This window comes from Clostridioides sp. ES-S-0048-02 (assembly GCF_020658495.1).
Taxonomy (GTDB): domain Bacteria; phylum Bacillota; class Clostridia; order Peptostreptococcales; family Peptostreptococcaceae; genus Clostridioides.
This window is the reverse complement of sequence record NZ_JACVWH010000003.1, coordinates 108,024-134,590: the sequence shown is the minus strand read 5'-3', so window position 1 is coordinate 134,590 and position 26,567 is coordinate 108,024. Positions and strand designations below refer to the sequence as shown.

Below are 26,567 nucleotides of genomic sequence, written 5' to 3'. Positions count from 1 at the left end.
CTTTGGTTATTACTTAAGTTGCTTAGCAACTTCTTCTGCAAAGTTTTCTTCTCTCTTTTGTATACCTTCACCAACTTCGAATCTCACAACTTTAACAACTTTTATATCAGAACCTACTGCTTTAGCAACATCAGCAACTAATTGTTTAACAGTTATATCTGGATTTTTAACGAAAGTTTGCTCTAATAAACAAACCTCTTTTAATTCTTTTTCTAATCTTCCTTTAACCATTTTTTCAACTATATTAGCTGGCTTTCCTTCATTTAATGCTTGTTGAGTTAATACTTCTGTTTCATGTGCTATGTATTCAGCATCTACTTCATCTCTTGAAACGTATTTAGGATTCATAGCAGCAACTTGCATAGCTACATCTTTACCTAATTCTAAAACTTTAGCATCTCTAGCTTCTGTTTCCATTTCAACAAGAACACCTATTTTTCCACCACCGTGGATATATCCAGCAACTTGTCCATTAGTTACAACTTTAGCAAATCTTCTAAAGTCTAATTTTTCACCTATTTTTGCAACTCTATTATTTAAAACTTCTTGTAAAGTTATTCCTTCTCTATGAGTTTCACCTAATAAAGAAGCGATATCTTCTTTATCAGTAGCTAATGCCATACAAGCAGCATCTTTAACGAACACTTTGAAGTCTTCATTTTTAGCAACGAAATCTGTTTCTGAGTTAACTTCTACCATAGAAGCAACTGTATTATCATCGTTCATTTCTATTGCAACTAGACCTTCAGCAGCAACTCTACCAGCTTTTTTAGCAGCTTTTGATAATCCTTTTTCTCTTAATAAATCTACTGCTTTTTCCATATTTCCTTCAGCTTCTTGTAAAGCTTTCTTACAGTCCATCATTCCTGCGCCTGTACTTTCTCTTAACTCTTTTACCATTTGAGCAGTTATATTAGCCATTTTTTAAGTTTCCTCCTACTTATTCTATTCCATATTATAAATGGTAAGGGCGACCCTTACCATTTAATTGTCAAATTATTATTCTTGGTCTTCAGCTACTTCTTCTTCAGCACCTTGTCTACCTTCAATTACAGCTGTTGCCATAGCACCAGTTATTAATTTTACGGCTCTTATTGCATCATCATTTCCTGGTATAGCAAAGTCTAATTGTTCTGGGTCACAGTTTGTATCAACTATACCAACTACTGGTATACCTAATCTGTGAGCTTCTTGAATAGCTATGTTTTCTTTTCTTGGGTCAACTACGAACATTGCACCTGGTAATTCAGGCATGTCTTTTATTCCACCTAAGTACTTTTCTAGTTTTTCTTTTTCAGCTCTTAATTTTATAACTTCTTTTTTAGGAAGAACGTTAAATACGCCTTCTTCTTCCATTTTTTCTAATTCTCTTAATTTATTTATTCTAGTTTTTATAGTTTTGTGGTTTGTTAACATTCCACCTAACCATCTTTCATTAACAAAGTACATTCCACATCTTTCAGCTTCATCTTTTATCGCATCTTGAGCTTGTTTCTTAGTTCCTACGAATAAAATTGGCTTTCCTGTTTCAGCTACTTCTTTAGTGAACTTGTAAGCTTCTTCAACTTTTTTAACTGTTTTTTGTAAGTCGATTATATATATTCCATTTCTTTCTGTGAATATATACTTAGCCATTTTAGGGTTCCATCTTCTTGTTTGGTGACCGAAGTGAACACCTGCTTCTAATAATTGTTTCATTGATATTACTGACATATTTACCTCCTGGTTTTATACCTCCAGCTTGATCTTCTCCCTAAAAAACCATGTAATAGGCACCTTTTAAGGATCCCAATGCTGTGTGTGATTTATTTTATTTTTTCACCTCTAGTAGTATATCATAGAGGTGAAAAAATAACAATATTTTTTCCATATTTTCTATTTTTATATTTTTTTGTATATTTTATACCATTTTTTTGAATTTAATTTGCAAATTTCATTTTTAATTTTGTTTTTAGTGGTACATTATCAACACTATTATTACTGACTATATCTACACTTCCAAGTAAATCACCTGAACTAGTGTAATATTTTATAGTACCCATAGTATCACCTTTTTTAACAGGATACTCCATATTTTTAATTTTTACTTCAGATTTTATATTTTCATCATTTTTTAATATTGTATAAAGTTCATTTTTGGCTTTTAAAGTAACCTCTAGTTCTTTCATTCCTTTTATATATTTCTTACCAATAAAGCTATCTTTATCAATTACTTTTTTCATATTAAAATTCTCTTTTCCATATTTTAACATAGCCAAAGAAGAGGATATTCTTTTATCTTTATGATTAGCACCTAATACAACGCCTATTACTCTACGTTTTTTCTCATTTTTATCATTCTTATTAACAATCATAGAAAATGATAAACAATACCCAGCATTCCCAGTGTACCCTGTTTTTATACCATCAACTTCAGGTATAATTCTCAATAATGCATTTGTATTGCTTTTTTCAAAGCTTCTATCTGAGTTCGTATAGGTTTCCATATCAGTTATAGCTGTTACTTGCTTTTCATAATGGTCAAACATGTATTTTCCAAGAATAGATATATCTCTTGCAGTAGATATATTTTCTTTTGCTGGTTTTTTGGGATTACTTAAATCATATATTGGAAGACCATTTGGATTTAAAAAATGAGTATTAGTCATTCCTATTTCTTTTGCTTTTTTGTTCATCCTATCTACAAATGCCTCTTTAGATTTGCAAATATGTTTTGCTATAGCAATTGCTGCATCATTTCCTGATACAATCATAAGACCTCTCATAAGTTCTATAAGTGGTACTTCTTCACCAACTTTTAGTTTATAGCTTGAACCTTTCACTGAAGCAATAGACTTGTCTATCTTTATTGTGTCAGTTTCTTTTACTTCTTTATTTTCAATAGCCTCTATTGCAAGTAAAAAAGTCATCATCTTACTTAAACTTGCTAAAGGTACCTTCATATCAGGCTCTTTACCATACAAGACTCTACCTGTTTCTTGGTCTATAAGTATAGATGTTTTTGAGTATTTGTCTACGGATTTTTCATCAGCATATGAATAATTTGGTATTATAAATGCTAGAATTAGAGTTAATGTTAAAATTTTTTTTATTCCGTTTTTCAATTTTTTCACCTTCTTGGATTATTAAGTATATTTATATTTAAATTTTCCCTCTTTAGTCCAATTTATATCTAGTAATTAATACCTATCCATATTTACATAGATATTATCTTATCATTCTCTTAATAATCACAGATGCCCAAATTGCTCCTATTGTAACTCCTAAAAATACTTCTATACCTGCTAAAGCTTTACCAATCAAACTTGTAGCAACCATATCTCCGTATCCTACTGTACTAAATGTAGCCATACTAAAATACCATAAATCTATATATGTTTTAAAAATCTCACTTGCTGAATAATTACCTAAGTTATTTATATTTAAAGTTATAAGTGTACTGTTTGAACTTTCTATACCTACGAATAGATATAATAAGGCAAAACTACTTATTATAGCTATAATCACAAATAATATATTCCATGGTTTTTCTCCATAACCTGTAGTATAGTGCGCTATTTGGTCAAAAAACTTTTCAACTAAATAACTGCTGAGAGTTGGATAGTCAGAACGTTTTATCATTTTGCTACTATAAATTCTTTCCTTATAATAGTAAGGACCTATCATCTCATAATCTCCAATTTTTGTAGCTTGATTTCTAGCTATTCTATAATTTATTTTTCCATGCTTGCATTCACTTTTTCCATACTCCACATTTTTAAGTATAAATTTTGTACACATACTAAAAATTATTCCATCCATTCTTGGAAAATTTTCTACTTTATTAACTACTAAATCAGGTCCTTTAAATTTTACTTTTTCAAATATCTTATCATTTATATATACCTTATTGAACTTTGTTTTATTAAAATCACAATTTTCTAAAAATACACAAGCATTAAAAGATACTTGACCCCTGAAATCTGTATAGTTAAAAATAACATTTTTTTTAAAAAGATATTTTCTAAAATTTGCTTCTTTTTTAAATATCGTTTCAGAAAAATTTAATAATTTATAGTCATAAGTTAATATTTCTTCTGCATTAAATTCATTTTCAAATATAAATCCATTAAATTCATTTATTTCTTCCTTATATATATTGTCCATCATCAGTTTTATATCTTCACTAGACTTATTCTCTTTGTGAAAAATACAATATCCAGAAGAATCTGCTTCTCTATGACATTTTTTTCTTTCATCTATTTTAGATATCCATTTGCAATTCATAAATATCCTCCAGTACAAAAAAATTATCACTATTTTGTATTAGTTTGGATATTATTTTATTTTATATACTTAAATACATACAAAATATATATTAAATTGTTTATTTTAAAATTTTCAAGTTATTTCTCCTTAGACAAACATTAAAATTTATCTATACTCAGTATCTTTGCTTGTCATCTCCATAGAGTAGTACAATTACAAAACTACTTATCTTTTCTAAGTAGTTTTGTAATCATATTTAATGCTACTAAGTCATCCATAAATCCTATTGGAAATACAAAGTCTGGAATAACATCCGTTGATATAACAAAGTAAAGCAGCATACTTCCAGTCAATAAATATTTTTTTATTCCTAATTTTCCTGTACAAAATTCAGCATACATGTCCCTCAGTCTATCTGTAAATTGTCCTTGTTTTTCTATAGAATCTATTTTTTTACTAAAACTATCAAAAAGTAATTTTTTCCCTTCATCTGTTTGAACATATAATTCACATTTACTTAACTCTTTCTCAATATTTCCGTTGAAATTTTTATCATTAATTAAATTTGCAAATCCAAGTACATCATCAAAGTTACTAAAATCGCTATCTATATTAAAAATTTGTTTATTATTACTGTTTTTAAACTCATATCCTGATGCTTTTAATAACTCTTCTAAATTTACATTTAAGTGTATTGCAATCTTTTCTAGGTGATTTATATTCGGTTTTTGTTTATTATTTGCTATGCGAGATATAGTAGATTTATCAATTCCGCTTTTTTTACTCAACGCTCCCATTGATATTGATTTTTCTTTTAATAATGCCTTCAATAGATTACCAAAACTCTCAACCTCAATATGTTGCTCCATTATTTTCACCTGCTTTATTATGTTTGGTTTTATATTATATAATATGAATTTTTTGTTTTTTAGGTGTTACAAAATGTTGAAATTCTATCAACACTCTATTGGTTTATCTGTAACAATTTATCTCTTTTTACAATACTATAACTATATAAGTATAAAATTTAAGAGAAAGGATGTTAATCTACTGTGATTGAATCAATTTTATTAGTAACTTCTCTTTGTATAGATGCCTTTGTAACAAGTTTTGGATATGGCGTAAATAAAGTTAAAGTTCCTTTATATTCAAATATGATTATTAGTGTGGTTTCTTCAGCAATTTTGGCAATATCACTTTTTGCAGGTACAATAGCTAGAGACTTCTTACCTCAAAATATAACAATGTTGATATGCTTTTTAATTTTATTTTTATTAGGAAGTTCTCGATTAGTTGAGAGTTTCTTTAAATCTTATTTCAAAAAAAAATCCATACATTCAAAAGATTATAATTTTAATATGCTAGACCTTAAGTTAAATTTTAATGTTAGTGTTGAACCTGACACTTTAGATACAAATAAATCTAAAATTCTTAAATCTGCTGAAGCATTTACACTTGCACTTGCTTTAAGCTTAGATGGATTAGCTATTGGATTTGGAAGTGGTCTTGTAGGTGTAAATTATATACAAGTTATCTTATTTTCTCTAATTTCAAATATATTAGCAGTATCATTTGGTTGTTTACTAGGAAATGTATTTGTTAAAAATATAAATCTAAATTTATCTTGGTTAAGCGGTTTGATTTTACTAATTATTGGATTTATGAAAATATGTTAACAAAAAGGCTATCTTAAAATTTTATTTTAGATAGCCTTTTTATATATATTTTAAATGATAAAAATTTCTACTTAAATTTAATTATTATATTAGATGAAAATTTACAATCAAATACATTTACTAAACTACAAACTTCTCTTATTGCATATTGAGTTTAATATATCCAAGCTGAACTCCCTTTGTGACAGCTTCTAATGAAGAAGATACATTTAGTTTATCAAAAATGTTTTGGATATGATTAGATACTGTTCGCTCACTTAAGTATAATTGAGTTGCTATATCTTTTCTCTTAACTCCATTATATAGAAATTGCAATATTAATTTTTCTCTATGTGTTAGCTCTTCAATATATTTTATTTCATCTGGAAAATAATTATATCCATTTTGAATCTGATTTAATATTTCAATAAATTTATCTGGCTCAATATTTTTATTTATAAAGCCTTTTGCACCCATTTTTTGAGCTTCATACTTATATACAGGCAAATCATAACCCGTTAACATGACTATTTTTACTTTAGGTATTATTCTTATAATGTCTTTTGCTAGAGACAACCCATCATTGTCAATTTTTCCTAAATTAATATCAATAAGAATTATATCTGGTTTTTCATTTTTAATTATTGAAATTACCTGGGAAATATCTTTAATATAAATAAATTTTTCTATTTCAGTATAATCTTCTAATGCAATTTCTAAGCTTTTTGCAAATAACACATGGTCATCTATTAATAAAATATTTATAATAATTCTCTCCTTCCATAGGAATTTTTACAACAATACTAAACCCAGAAGCTGTCTTATCAATATTAAAAACACCATTTAATCTGTGTAATTGTTCTTGAATAGAAGATAGCCCATTATTTTGATATCTTATTAAATCATATTCACTTTCCACTCCCACTCCGTTATCTAATACTGAAAGAATTATATCTTTATTTTTTTGAATTAGTGAAATTTCGATTTTAGAGCAATTTGAATGTTTAAAAGCATTTGTTACTAGCTCTTTTAATATACGGTATATAATAAAATTATATGGTTCAGCCAAAAATATATTATCTTCACATGTAAAACAAATTTCTATATTTTTAGATAAATAATTACCTCTAACCATAACAAACATATTTTCTATATTTTCTTTTAATGTAAGTGTTTTTAACAATATTGGATGATAATCCTGCATTTGATTGCGAATAGATAGATTTAATTTTTCTAATGTACTTACGATTATATATTTTACATCTGGATTTTCAGATTTTTTCATCATATTTTTAATTGACAGTAAATCTTGTAATACTTCATCATGTAGATAATTAGAAAAATCCTTTTTAAGCTCTTCCTCTTTATATATCTGCATTAGATTATTTATTAAGTTACTTTCTTGCACACTAAATTTTTTTACTGAATTTTTATTATATATGATATCATCAATGTTTGTGTAAATTAAAATAAAGTAAAGTAGAGTAAACCAAAATATACAATGTATTATTATAAAATACGTAATTATATTAAGGTCTAATAGTTTTCCAATTCCAACGAAAAATACACTTATTAAAGAAATAAAAATCAATCTTTTCTTACCATTTAGCATAGTATTTTGTTTTATATAACCTTTATCTTTTATAGCAATATTATGGATACTAAATATGGCTAATGATATAATTAAATACATTCCTAGATTCTCAACATATTCCTGTTTTTTAGAAAAAACTATAGCATATACAAGGAATATAAACAATAAAATAGCTGAATATATAAAATTTCTTTTCTCACACTTTAAAACAAGTATCACAGTTTTTTTATATAAGACTATTAAGAATATAAAGCTTATCAAACTTATAATTATTTGTAATAAATAAAGTAGTGCAAACAGATGATTATCAATAAATTTTGAAACGACTGTCAAAGCACACATAAGTTTCAATATAAATTCTAAGCCTTTCTGGTAGTTGTATTTGTAATCTTGAAAGAAAAATACAAATAAAAATCTTACACTTTCAAAAACAATAATTGGACTTAGGAAAAAAATTAATTCAGAAGATGTTTTACTATTATCAAATAAAAATAAAAAATACCAAGAAAGCAAAACAAGCAAGTTTGTAAATTGTACGAGCACTCTATTTTGTTTCAAGTTAATTAATTCAATGTACATTATATCAACAACTATAATAGATACAAGTAAGAGATTGAAAATGGAAATACTTTTAATATTTTTATTATTAAAAAATTCATAAATTAGAAATAATATTATCAATAATTGATTTATTAATATGAAAATCTTTCTTTTATTATAACTGACTTTGAACATATTAACTCCTTTCTGATAATTAATTATATGATAACATTACATAACTTGTAAATTAATTTATATACAAGATGCTTATCTTCTATTTTCCAAATATTTTATAAAATTTTTAATGCTATTTTTTAAGCACTATTTTATAACATGAATACTTTGTTAAAATGTAATATCCTATATATACTAGTGTAAATATGACACTTGCAAATACTATTGGAATTATTATAGGTGTATTATTTCCTAATATGTTATCTATTAAAGCAGATTTGTAAGCAATTAATCCAAATATACTATGTGCCATTCCTAATACATATGGTATCGAAAAAAACACTAAAATCTGATTCTTAATTATTTTCTTTATATTTTTTTGACTATATCCTATTTTACTCAATATATTAAAACTATTTCTATCATAAATGGCATTAGAAATACTGTGAAAATACAGCATACTTCCTGTAGCAATAAAAAATATAACAGAAAGAAAGCTAATCAATAAAAAAGTTGAACTACTCTCATGCACAATTTCAAATTTTCTTTGATAAGCACTTATAAAATATGGATTATTCTTTAATAAATTTTTAAGTTTTTCATAAATTTCTTTATTATCTCTCATATCTTTTCCATCAATACTTATAATAGAATTTCTTGATAGATTATTGTATCTAGATATTTCATTATATAATTTATCCGACACTATTAATGTTCCAATACTATTTGAAAAACTAATTGGATTATCTAATGTAGTATCCTTTATAACCACATCTACCTTTTTATCTGAATATAAATCTAAATTAAGGATTTTCCCTTTATCCACATTCTCTTCACTTGGTCTATATTTTACTAATACACTTTCATTATAATTCAGAGGTTTTAAATCAAATTTTTTCCCTTGTTGTTTAATTAATTCTATATAATCAGACTCTGATATACAGTCAAATCCAGAGATTCTTCCTTTGTCTTTGCCAATAGAATACTCAATCGGTAAATTTTTTGATGAAGAATTTACTTTTATAATATTTGTTTCTCTGTATTTAAGGTTTTCTATTAATTCATAATCTCTTACAGCATTAATAATTTTATCAACATTACTTTTTTCTTCTAACTTAAACTCAATAGCAGAAGGTACTATACGAGAAACTGCTACTACAGGATAATAAATTGATAAAACAGTTGACGCAAATATACATAATGTTCCTGCTGACAACAAAGTTAATAAAATTAATGTTTTTGCATTAGAACGTATGGAGTAAATAAACTTAGGAATTGTAATAATCTGTATTTCTCTATAAAAATGATTTTTTTTAGTTTTTAATATTCTAATAATATAAGGTAAAAATGAATTTATAAAAAAAACAGTTCCAACAACTACGCAAAGTAAGGTCAATATAGCAATTGGAGAAAAACCAATACTATACCAAACAGAATCCTTTCCTCTAGTCATATCAAAAGCTAGTACATATCCTAATACAAGCATAAAAATACCTATAAAAGCTATCAAAGGTCTTATTATAATCTGTTTTTCTTCGTTTCGTTCTATTTTGACTAAATTAAGAAGAGAATTTCTTCGAATCAATTTCCAATTTGAAAAATATAGTACAAGTAATATAACAATTAAAAATAATATACTAGAAATAACAGCATTTACATTGAAAAAAGGTATCTTTGAACTATCTACATTTAAATTTAATGAATGCACAATTACATGTATAATAAACTTATGTAATAATGAACCAGCTAAAATACCTATAATAAAAGCAATCATGCAAATAAATATATTTTCAATCATAACTAATTTTAATATACTTGATTTTCTATATCCCATCAAGGTGTATATGCCAAGCTCTCTCATTCTACGTCTTATAAAAAATCTATTTGAGTAAAGCATATAGAATAATACAAATGAAATTATAAAAATTGAAATAGTTTTTGTCATAGTTTCTACTCTTCCATCTGATGAAATTTTATTCATTATAATATCATTCACAGAAAAAGATACAAAACTAAAAAATATCATGAGTATAAAAGCTACAGAAAACAAATATAATGAATAAAACGAAAAGTTTTTCTTGAGATTCTTTTTAGCAATGTTATATATATTCATTTTTACTATCTCCTTTTAATGTATACTAATATATTTCTTCTAGTTTACTGGTCTTGCTAACTATAGCTTCAAAGAAATCTTTATGATTTTTTTCATTTTTTTGAAGTTCATCTATAATTTGACCATCCCTAAAAATCAAAATTCTACTACAAAAACTAGCTACATAAGCATCATGTGTTACCATCAATATAGTAGTTTTTAATTCTCGATTTACATCACTTAGTGTTTTTAGTAACTCATTTGCTGATACTGAGTCAAGTGCTCCAGTTGGCTCATCTGCAAGTATTATAGATGGTTTTTTTATAATAGCTCTTGCTGCAGCAACCCTTTGACATTGACCACCAGATAACTCATTTGGATACTTATACAAAGTTGAATCTATTCCAAAACGTTTTGTCAATAACTTGATAGAATCTTCGATTTCACTTGCTTGCATATGTTTTAAAGTAAGTGGTACAGCTATATTTTCAAAAACATTCAAACTATCAATCAAAAAGTATTCTTGAAATATAAATCCAATATTATCCTTTATAAAATCCGCAGTAGAGTTATTATTTAATTCTTTTAAATTTACACCATTAATTATTATCTCACCACTATTTACACTATCTATTGTAGATAATACATTTAGTAAAGTTGTTTTTCCAGAACCTGATGCTCCCATAATTCCAACAAATTCACCAGAATTTACCTCGAATGAAACATGATTCAAACTTGGTTTTTTATTTTTACTGTAAGTCTTTGTTACATCTTTTACAGATAATAGAACATCCATATTTATACCTCCTTTAATATTATTTCATCTATGTTTAAAGTATAAATTTTTACACACAAAAAAACATGAGTAAAATACGCAAAAATAATCGCATTTATTACTCATGTTTTGTAAAATAATTATTTACATTTTAAATAGTCATTTATGTTTTTTACATTTGTTTTCTATTTTCTCTAATTTCTCTTTGAATCTGTTTAAGAGCTTTTTTTGAACCTCTATGAATGTCTTTTTCTAATTTTCTATCTTTAAAACTAGTAAACAATGAATTTAAATCATATCCTTCTGGATATAACTCTTCTGCTTTTATACTAAGTTCTAATCTTTTTATATTTACTAAAACAAAATTGTCTTTAAATAATATTTCTACATTATTAAATTTGTCTCTAGGTTTATACACAACTCCAAAGTCATTTTCATCCAATAATTTTACTTTATCACCTGTATTATACTCTGTATAATTGGAAATAAATTCAACATTATCTTTATTTTCAGTATGGGATTTTAATTTACTTCTCTTAACTAAATCTAAATTGTAGTTTCTATCAGTTATATATTCTTTAGCTCTACTTAATACCTTATTTTTTATTCCCATCTTTTTAGAAATAAAAAGAGCATTACTATCTTCAGATTTTCCTATTGTTAATTTATATAATGGTTCTAAAGTTTCTTTATCAAACATCATACCTGCATTTTCAAATTCTGGATGCAAATTAGCAAACTTTTTTATTTCGCCATAATGAGTTGATGCTATTGTTATACATCCCATACTATAAAACTCTTCTAGCAATGATATTGCTAGTCCTGCTCCTTCATTGGGTTCAGTTCCACTACCTATCTCATCAAATAGAACAAGTGTAGAATTATTTGATGAGTCCATAATTTCTGCAATATTTTTTATGTGTGATGAAAAAGTACTTAGAGCATTTTCAATACTTTGATTATCTCCTATATCTACAAACACTTTTTCAAATACACTTAGTTCGCTGTCTTCTTTAGCAGAAATATCAAAACCACATTGAACCATCAAAGTTAATAGACCAACAGTCTTAAGAGTTACAGTTTTTCCACCTGCATTAGGTCCTGTTATTACAAGACTTCTATAACTTTTACCTATTTCAAAATCTAAAGGTACCACATCTCCTGTTAAAAGTGGGTGCTTACCTTTGATTATTTTTATATATCCATTGTTGTTTATTCTTGGAGTAATACCATTTATTTTTTGACTATATTTAGCTTTTGCAAATACCATATCATATTCAGAAAGTATTTCTATATTTAACTTTATCTGAGTTATTTTATCAAATATAAGCTCTGTTAAATAAGATAATATCTTATATTCTTCAATAGTCTCGTCAGCTTTTAACATAGTCAATTCTGTACTTAAATTTGACACACTTATTGGTTCAACGAATACAGTATTTCCTTTTGATGAAGTATCTAATATAGTACCATCAACTTCATTTTTATAAGAAGATTTAATTGGTATTACATATCTATCATTTCTTTTACTTATTATAAACTCTTGTATATACTTTTTGTTTATACTTGATGTTATAAACTTATTTAATCTATCTTTTATTTTTCCTTCTGTAACTTCTATATTTCTTCTTACCTTTTTTAATTCTTTACTGGCATTAGAATCAACTTTATTTGATTTTATGCAGTAGTTTATCTCTTCCTCTATGTTTTTGCATTCTGTTATATTTAAAGCATAAGAACTTAATGTAGGCGAATAAAATTCTTTGTCTAACATAAAAGCTTTCATCTTCCTACAACCTCTTAAAAAATCCTCTATATTTACAAGTTCAATAGGTTCTATTATCATTCCTTTTTCAATTTTATCTATTGTAGAACCTGCATTAAACAACCCTTCAAGTGGTATATGATTACTATTTTCAATTATTTTTCTAGCTTCTTTATTTTCTTTTAATTTCCTTCTTACTACTTCAATATTACCACTAGGAGTTAATTTGTCTATTAAATTTCTTCCAAGTGAACTTACACAATGTATTTTTATTAATTCTTTAACCTCATTTAGTTGTAGTCTTTCAATTGTATTACTATTCATTATTTTACTTTCTCCTTTATTTATAAGTCATGAATTTTAAATAACTATTTCACTTATTTTTATAATAATTATTTGTAATCGACTTAATAAATAAGGAATTATTGTTCATTAAACTCCTTATTTATTAAGAAGTCTAACCCCGGACTCACTAATGTTAGTATTCTTTTTCATAAAACACTGCTCCTTTTCTATTTTTACTTAACTATTTTAGTCACTTTAACATTATTTCATAAATTATATCCTAGTGTCAATATAAATAAATTTATTTATCTTTTAACATAATAAAACACCTATAATACTCACTATTAAAATAAAAATAATGTTTATTCTTTCATTTATACCCAACATTTCTTACAGAATGTAATTTTATAAAAATTACATATTATGAAGTTAAGCTCTTTAAATTATTAACCCTAACAAAAAACAAAAAAATAACTGATAGTATCAAAGCATTCTTAATATGCTTTAATAAAATCAGTTATTTATAATTTAATATAATTTTTAAAATTACCCTTTATAAGTAATTAGTGGTTTCATAGTTGCCACTACTTGAATAAGCTTATATTCTATCAAACTTTCAATAATTTGTTCTATATTTTTATATGCTTCTGAAGCCTCTTGAAATAACAAGTTTATATCATTACATAGAATATGACTTTTAAATTTTGTTTGTTTTATAGTATCTTTATTATACTTATTTTTAAGACGAGATTTACAAATTGAGCGAGACCATTTTCTACCAGCTCCATGTGATAGAGAATATAAAGACAGTTCTGTATTTTCAGTAGGCATAACTATATATGATAGACTTCCTCTTGAACCAGGTATAATTACAGCTCCTCTTTCACTTGAAACAGCACCTTTTCTATGTATGAATTTATCTTCCCTTTTTTCTATAAAATTATGATTTATAGACAATATTTTTTCAATATCTCTAGATATACCTATTGATTGCATGATTTTTTTACTAACAATTTCACGATTACGCTCTGACCAGATTAAAGCTTTATCATGATTTATCATATAATCTCTTTCTTTTTCACTTCCAACTTCAATACCATTTTTATTATAAAATTTTTTAAGTATGGTTTCTCCGTAATTTCTTGACCCACAATGAACTAACATCATTATGTCATCAGATGAAAATCTTAATAGTTCAAATTTTTCTTTATTGTGAATTTTATTTACACATTGAAATTCTATAAAATGATTTCCACTTCCAATAGTCCCCAAATTTGATATTGGGCATTCCTCTTCATATGGATTTATTATTTTTATATCAGATAAATCTTTAATTTCATAAAGACGTTTAATCCATCTATCTTTTTTAAATTTCTTTTTGGAGATTCCAGTTTTAAATAAAGTCATGCCACAACCTATATCATTTCCAATTATATGTGGATAGATAATATCTTTGGTTTCAACTGCTAGGCCCACAGGTATTTTACCTGCATGTAAATCAGGCAATCCTACTATTCTTAAAACTCCATTCAATTTTAAAATATCTTCAAGTTGTTTCTTTGCTATATCTTCAATCCAACACTTGTTACTTGCTATTATTTTTATTTCACTCATACTTTGCTCCTTTTTAATATACTCCTGCCTTTAAAAAGTAGCAAAAAGCTGTGACTTTTAGCCACAGCTTTTTTATTTTAAACTACAAAAGCAGGTGGCTATTTGTTAAAATACTCTTAAACGTTTAACACCTCATTATTTTTTGCTAACATAATAACCACTTCCTCTCATAATTAAAACAATACTAAAATTTTAATCTATATGTATATTATTTGTAGACATTTATTTTAAAATATACAATATATAATTTTTATATTATAGAACCTATAATAATCATTGAAATCATAACTATAGCTAAACCAGCAACAACAATTTTTTTATGTAATTTTCTTCTCACTTTACTTTTATCTTCTTTTTTAACCTGAACAATTTTTTTTGGTTCTTCTTCTAATTTATCTTCAACCTCTATATATGCTTTTTCATACATTACCTTACTAAGGTCAACAATAATATCATTAGCTCTAGTATATTTATTATTTCTACCAAGCAGTCTTTTTATAACATTTATAAGTTCTATGTTCCCATTAATTGCTCTTATACTATTCCAATCTAGCCCTTTATCAATCAATTGTAACATTTTTTCTTCTGAATTTGCTTCTCCAAAAGGTAATTTCTTAAATATAGACTCAAACAAAATAAGACCTGTTGCGAAAAAATCACTCTCTCTATCAGTATAGTTTATACATAGTTGATGTGGACATAAATATCTTCTATTTCCATAGCTTCTTGTATTAACCCCATTATTTGCTTTTGTAATTCCAAAATCACAAATTTTAATATTATATTCTGTATTCACCATTATACTACTTGATTTTAAACTGCCATGATATGAATAATTTCTATGTATCATTTCTAAAGCCTTTAAAACTTGTATCATTATATTTATAATTGCTTCTAGATGAAGATAATTACCTAGAATTAATTCATCTAGGCCAATACCATCAAAGTCTTCACTTACAATATAATATAATGTTGTTTCTTCTGTACAATGAATCCCAACATCAATTATTTTTAGTATATAAGGAGAGTTTATTTCATCTAAAGCAGTACTTTCATCAATTAAATTTGATACAAAATCTTCACAAATATAGTTATTGTGTTTTATAACTTTTATTAACACATTTTTTCTGTAAAAAACATCCCTAGCTTTATAGATTTTGTTAATTTCTAAAACGTCATCAGAATTTACTACCTCATACCTATTGCCTATAAAATTCAACCCTGTCACCTCCTCATACATTTTATATAACTAAATCTATTTATAATTATACCAATATATAGGAATATTTTCTATATATTAATGATTCTAATATCAAAACGACAATTAATAAGTCTACTCTTATACAAAAAACAAGAGAGTTATCAACTCTCTTGTTTTTTGTATCAATTCAATATTAAGCTAAAAAATAATCTATTTTTTCAATTCTTTATAAGAACTATTTGATATATGTTCTCTTTTTATGACTTTTCCATTTGAGTCTTTATACATCCTATATGTAGAATATTTATCTTTTCCAGTGTTTTTTACTTCTATAGATATATTTGGTTTATCACCAGAATTACCATATACTATAGATGATACACTTCCTCCACCTGCATAATTTTTAATATATACAGGATGGTTATATGGATTTTTAAATTTTAAATTTAATCCTCCATCACTTACCGTAGCATCTCTACCTCTTGGTACATAAGTAGATGCAGATGAGTGGTTTGTAACTTGTGTTATTTCCATACCTGAAAGAAGAGCTGCATTATAAACTGTTGAAGATGTTTGACAAACACCTCCACCTGCTGATTGCTCTAATTTTCCATAAACTATAACTGGTGCATCTTTGTAACCATTAGCTTTATTGCTAGGCCCTGTAAGCTTATTATATGAAAATTCTTCACCTGGCATTAGTAAAACATCACTAGTTTTTCTTGCTGACAATGCCACATTATATGCTCTACCTGATACAGATTGAGAATATGTTGTTGAATATTGACCTATAACAGAATTCACAGATTTTACTTGTTCTGTCGTTATATCTGGTTTTTGAAGGTTTACTTTTAGTTCTAAAGGCTTATGCTCTTTATTTTTTATCATGTTGTATATAGATTCTTTATTTGATGCCAAGTCAAATTCTCTACCTATAACAGACTCTGTGTAATTTAATCCACCACTTCCAACACTAACTGAAGCATTTTTCATTTTAACGTTGATGCTATCTGCTACTGAAGATACTTGAGCACTAAGTTTTGCCTCATCATATCCAGATTCTATTTTCAGGGATAGCTTATTTATTCTTATATCAATATACTTCTTTAAGTTTTGAAAGTAAGAACCTTTTTTTGTACTCTCATAAGCATTTTTTACAACTTCTTCTGTGTTATATTTTAAATCAATATCATTTGGAGATATTTTATAATCTTTTCCATCATAAGTAAGATTCAGGTCTTCTGGAGTATACTTATCTGTTACAGCTTTTAATGCTTCTTCTTTGCTCATATCGGATACATTTATATCTTCTATATATACATTTTTAGCTATTTTCCCATTATATAGAAATTTGTTGTTAAAAAAATAAGTAGACACACCAATCGCTACAGCTAAAACTGCTAACACTATTATAAAATTTCGTTTTTTTTCTTTTCCTAATTTTGAAACCCTTGTTGTACTTCTGCTCATAAATTCACCTCATTTTAACACTAACTTAACTTATCTTAATTTTGCTTATTAAAGTTTCCCTTTCAAAACTACTTTAGATTATATTTGAATAGCTTTTTTTAAACAAGACATTTAAGCAAATGTAACTTTATTGTAAATTTATGTCTTATAATTAGATTTCTTTTTGACACTTTTTAATTATATTTTTTTAATTATACCTTAATAAAAAATTTACTCTTTATTTACGAATATTGATTAAGTTACATTAAAAATCAAATATATCCTATTACTGGATAATGGTCTGATAAATAAATCTTCTCTACTATATATCCTTTTAGTTCAGTTTTTCTATCAACAAAAATATAATCTATCCTAGAATTTGACTTTTCAAAGGTTGCAAACTGAGATTTATTTAGACAAACAGCCATATCACTAAACATATCTAAAGAGATATTTTTTTCATTGAAATCACCACATAAAACAACAGCTCCTACTAATCTATTTCTATAGTCTATTATTTCATCCAGTTGCTTTGCTCTCTCTTCTCTATCTAAACCTAAGTGAACATTTATAATATTTATAATTCTTCCATAATCATCTACAGTTATACAAAGTGCTCCTCGCTGTTCTTTTTTACTAGTTAAAAAAAAATGATTATTGTTTAATATTTTTAATTTTGTAAATGTACAAATTCCATATAACATATTTACCTTTTTTACATTTGTGGCAAATACACCATCCATATTTAAAACAGCCTTTAAAGCTAAAAATTGAGGGTATAGTACTTCCTGCAAACAAACTACATCACAATTTAAGTTCTTTAAATATATTCCCATTTTAGATAATGTCAATTTATTATTTGAATCCATACCTTTATGAATATTGTAGGTTACTATTTTCATTAATATCACCTCTTATGCAGTATTATGCCCTTGAGATTTAAACTCATTTATTTTTTAGTTTATAAAACACTGTACTGCTTTCTAAAACTCAAGTAATCACAGATTTTATCACAAAAAACCTAACTTAAGTATTTATATTCTACATAAGTTAGGTTTTACAAAATTTTATAGTATTTATTTTATGCATTTTTAATGATGATTCTCCTTTTTTATTTTTTTCAATTTGCCTTCACTTACAACAAATAAAAATCCCATCTTTTTATATATTTCATCTAATTCAATTAAAGTCACTTCACCATTTTTTAAATTTGTTAATGTTATATCCTGTATTTTTCTTGATGGAATTATCATAAGTTATCAACACTCCTTTAAATTCTTTTTATCTTTATATTTAAATATATTTATGCATTGTGATATATATTCATAAATTATTAAAATAATTTCAAAAAACATTCGTTCTGCAAACATTCGTTCTATATATTTATTATACATCATACAAACGTTCGATTCAATATAAAAATTAAATATATATCGTTATTGGTAATTTTTACAATATTATTCACTAAATATGTCAAAACAACTTTTTAAAACGACTTATTTTGCCAAATAAAAAAAGTTATTTCGATAAAAGCTTATGCTTAAATTGAAATAACTTTTTTGATATGAATTATTTAGCTTTATACTATAGTTTCATTAAGCTAACATATGTAATATTTGAGTAACTATAAGAGCACAATAAGTTCCTATAACATTTCCTAAAAGCCCCATAAGTACACCTACTGGAATTAATACTGGATTATGAACCCCAGCAATCATTGGTGCTGTAGTTACACCACCTATATTAGCTATACTTCCTACCTCACAAGTAAATAAGTCTAATTTAAATAGTTTTGCAAGTCCTATAAATGAAATGGCATGTACAAGAACTACTACTAATCCAAACATTATGTAAACAGGAGCCTCTGATAGTCCAAAGAAATTTGCTTTACTTCCTGTTGCTGCAAGAAGCAAGTACATAAACACATTTCCTACTAATGTACTTCCTTTAAGTTTTGATATCTTAGTCATACCTAACAATATTGATACTGTAGAGGCAACAAGCACTACCCACATAGTCTCATTAAGTATGCCTGAAGTTGGAAGTATCTTAGATACAATCTGTGCAAATGCTGCAACTCCAAATCCAACAGATAATAAAGTCATAAGTTCCACAAACGTAGGTGCTGTATTATCTTTATTTTCTTTCTCAAGCTTTTCTGTAACCTCATCTATAAAACTTGTATCACATTTTGTCCATTTGTTAAATTTAGGTCCAAATTTTACAGACATTAGACAAACAGACATCCATACTGTATATCCTATAGAACCCATAAGTATTGCATAACTAAGCCCTTCTTCTGCAACACCTAGAGCATTAGCTGCTGCAATCATATTTGATGAACCACCTATCCATGACCCAGATGCTGCACCAAGAACTTTCCATGAATCTGCACCCATTGAACCTTTAAAAATTATAAAGGCTATAACAAATCCAAGCATAAATGTCAATGTAGCACAGAAAAATGATAATAACATTTTAGGGCCCATTTTTAATATTTTTCTTAAATCACATTGAATTAATAAGAATACTAACATTAATGGTAGAAAATTTACGGTTATTATATTCTGATAGATACCAACTTCTTCATTTTGTGCAAATAAACCAAATGATGCAAGTATAGCAGCTCCTAAATAGATTAAAAGCATTGGATTAATAACATCGAATATCTTCCATTTTAGTTTATCAACCATGTAAAAAATGCCACCTACAAATACAACTAAAAAACTACAAAATACGAATCCGTTTTCAATCACATTATACACACCCTCTCTTTTTCTAAGTAATCCAGATTTTTTATAATTCCTAATAAATTTTTTCCCAATAATGAAAATAATTAAAATAAACTTTTTTATTTATATTTAGCTAATTAAATACATATATAACCAACTATTTACACATATTAATAAAGGTTTACAGATTAATTACTTTAAAAACGAATAGTCTGAATTTAAAATCTTTTTCAAAAATTATTTTATTACTAAAATCTTTATTTGTAAAGAGAATTAAACTAAATATTTTATTTATTTGTTTTTATTTGTTTATTTGTTTTTTATTTATTTTTATTATTTATACAATAAAACTATTTTCAACTTAAACCCATATAATATAAATTAATTTTACCTTATATATTATTTTTTTTAATAGATTTAGAAATTTTTCTTTCAAATACAGTTTTCAGAACATTCGTATTTATGTTATAATTTGTATGAATATACATTTTTTAGGAGGAAATAATATGAATTTAAATTTAACTAATACTATAAATTTGATGAAGAAGTATCTTGATATACCAAGTCCAGCTGGATATACTGAAAATGCAGTTTTAGAAAGCAAAAAGGATTTTGAAACTTTAGGTCTTAATACTACTCTTACAAAAAAAGGTGCTCTTATAGCTACTCTTCCTGGTGAAGATGATTCAAATCAAATAACAATATCTGCACACATGGATACACTTGGTGCTATGGTAAAAGAAATATCACCAGATGGTACTCTTAAATACCATAAAGTCGGTGGTGGTTGTTGGGCCGCTATAGAAGGTGAAAATTGCACTGTTATAACTAGAAAAGGTAAAAAAGTTAGAGGAAGTGTTGTGTTTAAATACGCTTCTACTCATATATATGGACAGACAAAAGCTGCATCTGAAAGAAATGAAGAAACAATGATTATTAGACTTGATGAAAAAGTATTTAATAAACAGGATGTTTTGGATTTGGGAATAAATGTTGGAGATTTTGTATGTCTAGACCATCGTTTTGAAACTACAGAATCTGGTTTTATAAAATCTAGATATATAGATAACAAAGCAGCTGTAGCAATGGTTCTTGAAATAGCTAGATACTTTAAGGAAAACAACTTAATACCTAAGCATACTACTAACTTTTATATAAGTAATTATGAGGAAATTGGACATGGTGTCTCTAAAGCTTTACCTGAAAAAACTAGAGAATTTATAGCAATAGATATAGCACCTACTGGACCAAGTCAAACATCTAGTGAACATGGTGTAACTATAGTTGCAAAAGATAACTTATCTCTATATGATTTTAGTTTAAGAAATAAACTTGTAGATGTTGCAGAAGATAATAATTTAGATTATGCTGTCGATGTATTTACTTTTTATGGTTCAGATGCTTCAGAGGCTATTCGTTGGGGAGAAGATGTTCAAATAGCTTGTGTTGGCCCTGGAACAAATAATAGCCACCACTACGAAAGAACTCATATAGAAGCAATTGAAAATACTCTAAAACTTCTTATAAACTACATGCTAAAAAAATAATTAACTATATATTTTATTAAAGTCATTTCTTTGTAAATAACCAATTTTTATTTTTATTTTTATACAAAAATTGGTTTTTCTATAGACTTAATCTCGATTTACTACTATTATATAAGTAACTTCAATTTTCTTTAGTTAATTTTTATATGATTCACACAAATTGTATAAAAATTTTCTTTAGCTAATTGTTGTTAAAATAAATTTTACAAGCTAACCCTACCAGAAAAGAGTTATCTAATCTGTAAGGAAATAGTTTAATATAGCACATTATAATTGTGTAATTAATAACTTTTCTTTTGTAGAAACTTTTCTTTAAAAAGAAAAGTTTTTTGATTTTGGATTTGTTTAAGAACATATTTTCTGAGTTAGGAGGATATTTATGAAAAAGGTTGCGGTTATAAGTGCTATTTTGGAAGAACCAAAAGAATGTCAGCTTAAATTTAATGAAGTTGTATCAACTTTTAAAGGTATTATTAAAGGTAGAATGGGAATTCCTTGTGAAGAAGAAGGTGTCTCAATTGTATGTATAGCAGTTGTTGGCGAAATGGATATTATCAATAGTTTGACTGGTAAATTGGGAAATATACCTCATGTATCTGTAAAAACTAGTATATCAAAAAAAGAAATTTAAGGTGGTGAGTACAAATGAGTCTAAATTCTACTCCACAATCAATAAGAGTACATATAGGTCTCTTTGGTAAAAGAAATGCAGGTAAATCTAGCGTAATAAACGCTATAACAAATCAAAGTGCTGCAATAGTATCAGATATTGCTGGAACTACTACAGACCCAGTATTTAGACCAATGGAAATCCTTCCTATAGGACCTTGTGTTCTTATAGATACTGCTGGTCTTGACGATGTTGGTGAACTTGGTGAGCTTAGAATAAGCAAATCATTAGATATTTTAGAAAAGACAGACATAGCTTTACTAGTAGTGGATTGCCAAATTGGTGTGTCAAAAGAAGATTTATCACTAATTGAAAAGTTTAATGATAAAAATATACCTCATATTTTAGTACTTAACAAGATTGATACAATTAAAAATCAATCTGAAATTTTAAACTTAACTAAAAATAAAGTTAAATGTCCAGTTGTTTCTGTCTCATCAACAGATAAAATTGGAATTGAAGATTTAAAAAATGAAATAATAAAGGTTTTGCCTAAAGACAGTAATGAGTTTAAATTGGTATCAGATTTAATCGAGCCAAATGATTTAGTTGTCTTAGTTGTTCCAATAGATAAGGCAGCTCCAAAAGGTAGGCTTATACTTCCTCAACAGCAAGTTATAAGAGATATTTTGGATATTGGAGCAATTTCTATAGTTACAAAAGAAGATAGCTTAAAAGAAACTCTATCTAATTTAGGTAAAAAACCTAAGCTTGTTATTACTGACTCTCAAGTATTTCCACAAGTGGATAAAGATACTCCAAAAGATATTCCTCTTACATCTTTTTCTATATTGTTCGCTAGACAAAAAGGAGACCTTAAAGAATTAATTGATGGTGCCTATGCTTTAGAAAATTTAAAAGATGGTGACAAGGTCTTGATGGCTGAAGGTTGCACTCATCACAGACAAACTGATGATATTGGAACAGTTAAAATCCCTAATATGATTAGAAAGAAAACTGGTAAAAATATTACTTTTGAATTTAGTTCTGGAGTATCTTTCACTGAAGATATAACTAAATATGCACTTGTAGTTCACTGTGGAGCTTGTATGATGAATAGAGCTGGAATGTTATCTAGAATAGAAAAGGCAAAATCTTTCAATGTACCTATCGTAAACTATGGTATTTTAATAGCATATACAAAAGGTATTTTGGAAAGATCCCTTGAACTTTTCAATTACTAAAAATTTAAATATATTTAATAAATACATACTAAGATATGACTAAAAATAAGATTAAATACTTTATAGATAAACTTTACAGCATTAATTCACTAAGCTTTGATGAACTACTATACTTAATAGAGAATATCGACAATGAAGAATATAACTTTGAACAAAATTTGAGAAACTATCTTTACAAGCAAGCTAGCGATATGAGAAATAAACACTATGGAAATAGAGTCTACTTAAGAGGGCTTATAGAACTTACAAACTACTGCAAAAACAATTGTTACTACTGTGGTATACAATCTTCTAACAAAAATATTACAAGATATCGACTTTCAACGGATGAAATACTTGAATGTTGTGATATAGGTTATAAGATAGGATACAGAACTTTTGTTTTACAAGGTGGTGAAGACACATATTTTACTGATGATAAGATATGTGAGATTGTTTCAAGTATCAAAAATAAATATGAGGATTGTGCTATAACATTATCATTAGGAGAAAAAAGCTATGACTCCTATAAAAAATACTTTTTAAGTGGTGCAGATAGATATCTTTTAAGACATGAAACTGCTACAGACAGCCATTACAAAAAATTACATCCGCCAAACATTGAACTTAGAACTAGAAAAGAATGCCTTAAAAACCTCAAGGAAATTGGTTATCAAGTAGGTGCTGGATTTATGGTTGAGTCACCATTCCAAAGCAATGAGGACCTTGTTCGTGACTTATTATACCTAAAAGAGTTAAATCCTCATATGGTTGGTATAGGACCTTTTATCCCACATCATGATACAATCTTTAAAGATTATAAACATGGTGATTTAGAAAAAACACTACTTATGCTTTCAATTACAAGACTTCTACTTCCAAAAGTCTTATTACCTGCTACAACAGCTCTTGCATCTATAAACCCTAGTGGTAGAAATGCAGGTCTTTTAGCTGGTTGTAATGTAATTATGCCAAACCTTTCTCCTCAAGAATTTAGAAAACAATATTCTCTTTATGATAACAAAGCCTTTACTGGTCAAGAAGCTTGTGAATATCACCAGAGTTTAGAGGAAAATATCAAGTCACTAGGACTTAAAGTTGACTACTCTCGTGGTGATAATATTGAATGGAGGCGTTTGTAAATGTTCATAAAACATGAACTTATTAATTCTTTGTTAGAGGATGCAAAAAATTCAACTTCGGATGATATTGAGAAAGTACTTGATAAGGCTGATAGAAGAGAAAAACTTAGTTATAAAGATATAGCTACACTTCTTGAAGTAGAAGATAAAAAACAACTTGATAGATTATTTAGTATAGCTGGGCAAATAAAAAATGAAATATATGGTAATAGAGTGGTTTTATTTGCCCCTCTTTATGTATCAAACTACTGTGTAAATGAATGTGTTTACTGTGGTTTCAATACATGTAATAAATTTAAAAGAAAAAAACTTACTATGGACGAAATAAGAGAAGAAGTTAAAATACTTGAAAAAATGGGTCATAAAAGACTTGCTTTAGAAGCTGGTGAAGACCCTAAAAATTGTGATATAAATTATATATTAGACTGCTTAGATGCAATTTATTCAACATATAATGAAAATGGAAACATAAGAAGGGTAAACGTTAACATAGCAGCTACTAGTGTAGAAGAATATAAACTACTAAAAGAAAAAGGAATAGGAACTTATATACTATTTCAAGAAACTTACCATAAGCCAACATTTATAAAGATGCATGGTCAGTCTATAAAAAATGATTACTACTACCATTTAACAGCTTTTGATAGAGCCATGGAAGCTGGAGTTGATGATGTTGGTGCAGGAGTTTTATTTGGTCTAGCTGACCCTAAATTTGAAGTTTTAGGACTTATGATGCATAATGAACACCTAGAAGAAAAATTTGGTGTAGGATTCCATACTATATCTTTCCCTAGATTAAAAAAGGCTGAGGGTATGAGTTTAGAAAATTTCCCTCATTTAGTTTCTGATGATATGTTCAAAAAAATTGTAGCTATAACTAGATTGGCAGTTCCTTTTACTGGAATTATAATGTCTACTAGGGAAACTGCTGAAATGAGAAATGAATTACTAAAATATGGTGTATCACAAGTTAGTGCAGGTTCTCTAACAGGTGTTGGTGGATATAAAGCATATGAAGATGGTGACAATACAGAACAATTTGAGGTTGGAGACCACAGAAGCCCTGTAGAAGTCCTTAAGGAATTAATCACTGATGGATATATCCCTAGTTACTGTACAGCCTGTTATCGAAAAGGTAGAACTGGAGATAGATTTATGAGTTTGGCTAAGAGTCATCAAATTCACAATGTCTGCACACCAAATGCACTTACTACATTGAATGAATTTTTAATTGATTATGGTGACGAAGAACTTAAAACTATGGGTAAAAAACTTATTACTGAAGAAATATCTAAGATAGAAAGAGAAGACATAAGAAACATCGTATCTAACAATATGACTGCCTTAGAACGTGGGGAAAGAGATTTATACTTATAAAATTTTATTCGTTGTATATTATTATTGTATATTCTATAGGTTAGTAGTAATATTATCTAAAGGGAAAGTTTAAGGGAGGGAGATTAACATTGAAAGATAACAACAATACCAATAAAACTATTCAATTTGGAGAAAAAAAAGCTAGCCTAGAAAACAATATTCAAAAAAATAAAAATGTCAAACTTGATGATACACACAAAGTCATTCCTTACCCTAAAAATAGAAAAAAGGATGATAAAAAGAAGAATAACAAAAAAAAGAATACAAATATAAATAAACATAAGGTCAATAAAGATAATTATGGACATTCTTTTTTTAATAACAAATACAAATATAAAAGAAAACCATATGTTATTGCTTTATACACAGTAATTTTTATTCTTTTAGCAATTTTGATTATAACAAAACTGACAGATAGTTCGAGTAAGAGTAACTACTCTCGCAATACTGTTTCTAATACTCACAAAAGTAATACCCAAAACATAATCTTTAATGAATCGACTAATCTTCTTACTTGTGGGTAACTTAAAAGAGTTATCTCATT

General features: G+C 26.8%; 23 protein-coding genes. 7 read left to right on the top strand and 16 right to left on the bottom strand.

Going from position 1 to position 26,567, the window contains the following annotated elements; all coding sequences use genetic code 11:
• Nucleotides 1–9 precede the first annotated feature (9 nt).
• The 5 genes from tsf to IC173_RS05785 all read right to left on the bottom strand — a co-directional run bounded on the left by tsf (nucleotide 10) and on the right by IC173_RS05785 (nucleotide 5,117).
• Nucleotides 10–921, bottom strand: a complete 912-nt coding sequence (tsf, locus tag IC173_RS05805) for a translation elongation factor Ts (protein WP_021384993.1) — start codon at nucleotides 919–921, stop codon at nucleotides 10–12.
• Nucleotides 922–999: 78 nt separating this feature from the next.
• Nucleotides 1,000–1,713, bottom strand: coding sequence for a 30S ribosomal protein S2 (gene rpsB / locus IC173_RS05800; RefSeq protein WP_003424537.1), 714 nt, complete (start codon nucleotides 1,711–1,713; stop codon nucleotides 1,000–1,002).
• Nucleotides 1,714–1,919: 206 nt separating this feature from the next.
• Complete coding sequence (locus IC173_RS05795; RefSeq protein ID WP_227855286.1) at nucleotides 1,920–3,104, bottom strand: D-alanyl-D-alanine carboxypeptidase family protein; 1,185 nt, start codon at nucleotides 3,102–3,104, stop codon at nucleotides 1,920–1,922.
• 103 nt (nucleotides 3,105–3,207) lie between these two features.
• A complete protein-coding gene (locus IC173_RS05790) occupies nucleotides 3,208–4,266 on the bottom strand; it encodes a potassium channel family protein (protein WP_227434793.1) in 1,059 nt (352 codons plus the stop codon).
• 203 nt (nucleotides 4,267–4,469) lie between these two features.
• The gene (locus IC173_RS05785) at nucleotides 4,470–5,117 is read right to left on the bottom strand and encodes a helix-turn-helix domain-containing protein (protein WP_227434794.1); all 648 of its coding nucleotides are present in this window, start codon (nucleotides 5,115–5,117) and stop codon (nucleotides 4,470–4,472) included.
• Nucleotides 5,118–5,300: 183 nt separating this feature from the next.
• Here IC173_RS05785 and IC173_RS05780 point away from each other — a divergent pair, with 183 nt between their 5' ends.
• Nucleotides 5,301–5,924: a manganese efflux pump gene (locus tag IC173_RS05780; RefSeq protein WP_227434795.1), complete on the top strand. Its 624-nt coding sequence runs from the start codon at nucleotides 5,301–5,303 to the stop codon at nucleotides 5,922–5,924.
• Between the two features lie 138 nt (nucleotides 5,925–6,062).
• On the opposite strand, the gene IC173_RS05775 is transcribed toward IC173_RS05780, so the two are convergent.
• From IC173_RS05775 to IC173_RS05725, 11 genes are all read right to left on the bottom strand, one after another.
• Complete coding sequence (locus tag IC173_RS05775) at nucleotides 6,063–6,641, bottom strand: LuxR C-terminal-related transcriptional regulator (RefSeq protein ID WP_413927361.1); 579 nt, start codon at nucleotides 6,639–6,641, stop codon at nucleotides 6,063–6,065.
• Nucleotides 6,642–6,645: 4 nt separating this feature from the next.
• Nucleotides 6,646–8,010, bottom strand: coding sequence for an ATP-binding protein (locus IC173_RS20935; RefSeq protein ID WP_227855285.1), 1,365 nt, complete (start codon nucleotides 8,008–8,010; stop codon nucleotides 6,646–6,648).
• Between the two features lie 334 nt (nucleotides 8,011–8,344).
• Nucleotides 8,345–10,324, bottom strand: coding sequence for an ABC transporter permease (locus IC173_RS05765; RefSeq protein WP_227855284.1), 1,980 nt, complete (start codon nucleotides 10,322–10,324; stop codon nucleotides 8,345–8,347).
• Nucleotides 10,325–10,349: 25 nt separating this feature from the next.
• Nucleotides 10,350–11,099, bottom strand: coding sequence for an ABC transporter ATP-binding protein (locus tag IC173_RS05760; RefSeq protein ID WP_227482544.1), 750 nt, complete (start codon nucleotides 11,097–11,099; stop codon nucleotides 10,350–10,352).
• 151 nt (nucleotides 11,100–11,250) lie between these two features.
• Nucleotides 11,251–13,167: an endonuclease MutS2 gene (locus tag IC173_RS05755; RefSeq protein ID WP_227482543.1), complete on the bottom strand. Its 1,917-nt coding sequence runs from the start codon at nucleotides 13,165–13,167 to the stop codon at nucleotides 11,251–11,253.
• 507 nt (nucleotides 13,168–13,674) lie between these two features.
• Nucleotides 13,675–14,742, bottom strand: a complete 1,068-nt coding sequence (locus IC173_RS05750; protein WP_227434800.1) for an RNA ligase RtcB family protein — start codon at nucleotides 14,740–14,742, stop codon at nucleotides 13,675–13,677.
• Nucleotides 14,743–14,992: 250 nt separating this feature from the next.
• Nucleotides 14,993–15,970 (bottom strand): protein kinase domain-containing protein, encoded by a 978-nt coding sequence (locus IC173_RS05745; protein ID WP_227855351.1) that lies wholly within the window; start codon nucleotides 15,968–15,970, stop codon nucleotides 14,993–14,995.
• A 183-nt stretch (nucleotides 15,971–16,153) separates the two neighbouring features.
• The gene (locus IC173_RS05740; RefSeq protein ID WP_227855283.1) at nucleotides 16,154–17,413 is read right to left on the bottom strand and encodes a VanW family protein; all 1,260 of its coding nucleotides are present in this window, start codon (nucleotides 17,411–17,413) and stop codon (nucleotides 16,154–16,156) included.
• Between the two features lie 251 nt (nucleotides 17,414–17,664).
• Nucleotides 17,665–18,294 (bottom strand): endonuclease/exonuclease/phosphatase family protein, encoded by a 630-nt coding sequence (locus IC173_RS05735; RefSeq protein WP_227434803.1) that lies wholly within the window; start codon nucleotides 18,292–18,294, stop codon nucleotides 17,665–17,667.
• A 189-nt stretch (nucleotides 18,295–18,483) separates the two neighbouring features.
• On the bottom strand, nucleotides 18,484–18,645 hold the full coding sequence (locus IC173_RS05730) for a hypothetical protein (protein WP_227434804.1): 162 nt from the start codon (nucleotides 18,643–18,645) through the stop codon (nucleotides 18,484–18,486).
• Between the two features lie 342 nt (nucleotides 18,646–18,987).
• The gene (locus tag IC173_RS05725; RefSeq protein WP_227855282.1) at nucleotides 18,988–20,148 is read right to left on the bottom strand and encodes a DUF819 family protein; all 1,161 of its coding nucleotides are present in this window, start codon (nucleotides 20,146–20,148) and stop codon (nucleotides 18,988–18,990) included.
• Nucleotides 20,149–20,630: 482 nt separating this feature from the next.
• Here IC173_RS05725 and IC173_RS05720 point away from each other — a divergent pair, with 482 nt between their 5' ends.
• The 6 genes from IC173_RS05720 to IC173_RS05695 all read left to right on the top strand — a co-directional run bounded on the left by IC173_RS05720 (nucleotide 20,631) and on the right by IC173_RS05695 (nucleotide 26,547).
• Nucleotides 20,631–21,671 carry a M42 family metallopeptidase gene (locus IC173_RS05720; RefSeq protein ID WP_227855281.1) on the top strand — a complete coding sequence of 347 codons (1,041 nt, stop codon included), beginning with the start codon at nucleotides 20,631–20,633 and terminating at the stop codon, nucleotides 21,669–21,671.
• 379 nt (nucleotides 21,672–22,050) lie between these two features.
• Nucleotides 22,051–22,302: a TM1266 family iron-only hydrogenase system putative regulator gene (locus IC173_RS05715; protein WP_227434807.1), complete on the top strand. Its 252-nt coding sequence runs from the start codon at nucleotides 22,051–22,053 to the stop codon at nucleotides 22,300–22,302.
• 14 nt (nucleotides 22,303–22,316) lie between these two features.
• Complete coding sequence (gene hydF / locus IC173_RS05710) at nucleotides 22,317–23,525, top strand: [FeFe] hydrogenase H-cluster maturation GTPase HydF (protein ID WP_227482538.1); 1,209 nt, start codon at nucleotides 22,317–22,319, stop codon at nucleotides 23,523–23,525.
• A 35-nt stretch (nucleotides 23,526–23,560) separates the two neighbouring features.
• The gene (gene hydE, locus IC173_RS05705) at nucleotides 23,561–24,646 is read left to right on the top strand and encodes a [FeFe] hydrogenase H-cluster radical SAM maturase HydE (RefSeq protein WP_227434809.1); all 1,086 of its coding nucleotides are present in this window, start codon (nucleotides 23,561–23,563) and stop codon (nucleotides 24,644–24,646) included.
• A complete protein-coding gene (hydG, locus tag IC173_RS05700) occupies nucleotides 24,647–26,023 on the top strand; it encodes a [FeFe] hydrogenase H-cluster radical SAM maturase HydG (protein ID WP_227855280.1) in 1,377 nt (458 codons plus the stop codon).
• Between the two features lie 89 nt (nucleotides 26,024–26,112).
• Entirely contained in the window at nucleotides 26,113–26,547 is a 435-nt protein-coding gene (locus tag IC173_RS05695) for a hypothetical protein (protein WP_227855279.1), read from the top strand.
• Nucleotides 26,548–26,567: the final 20 nt, after the last annotated feature.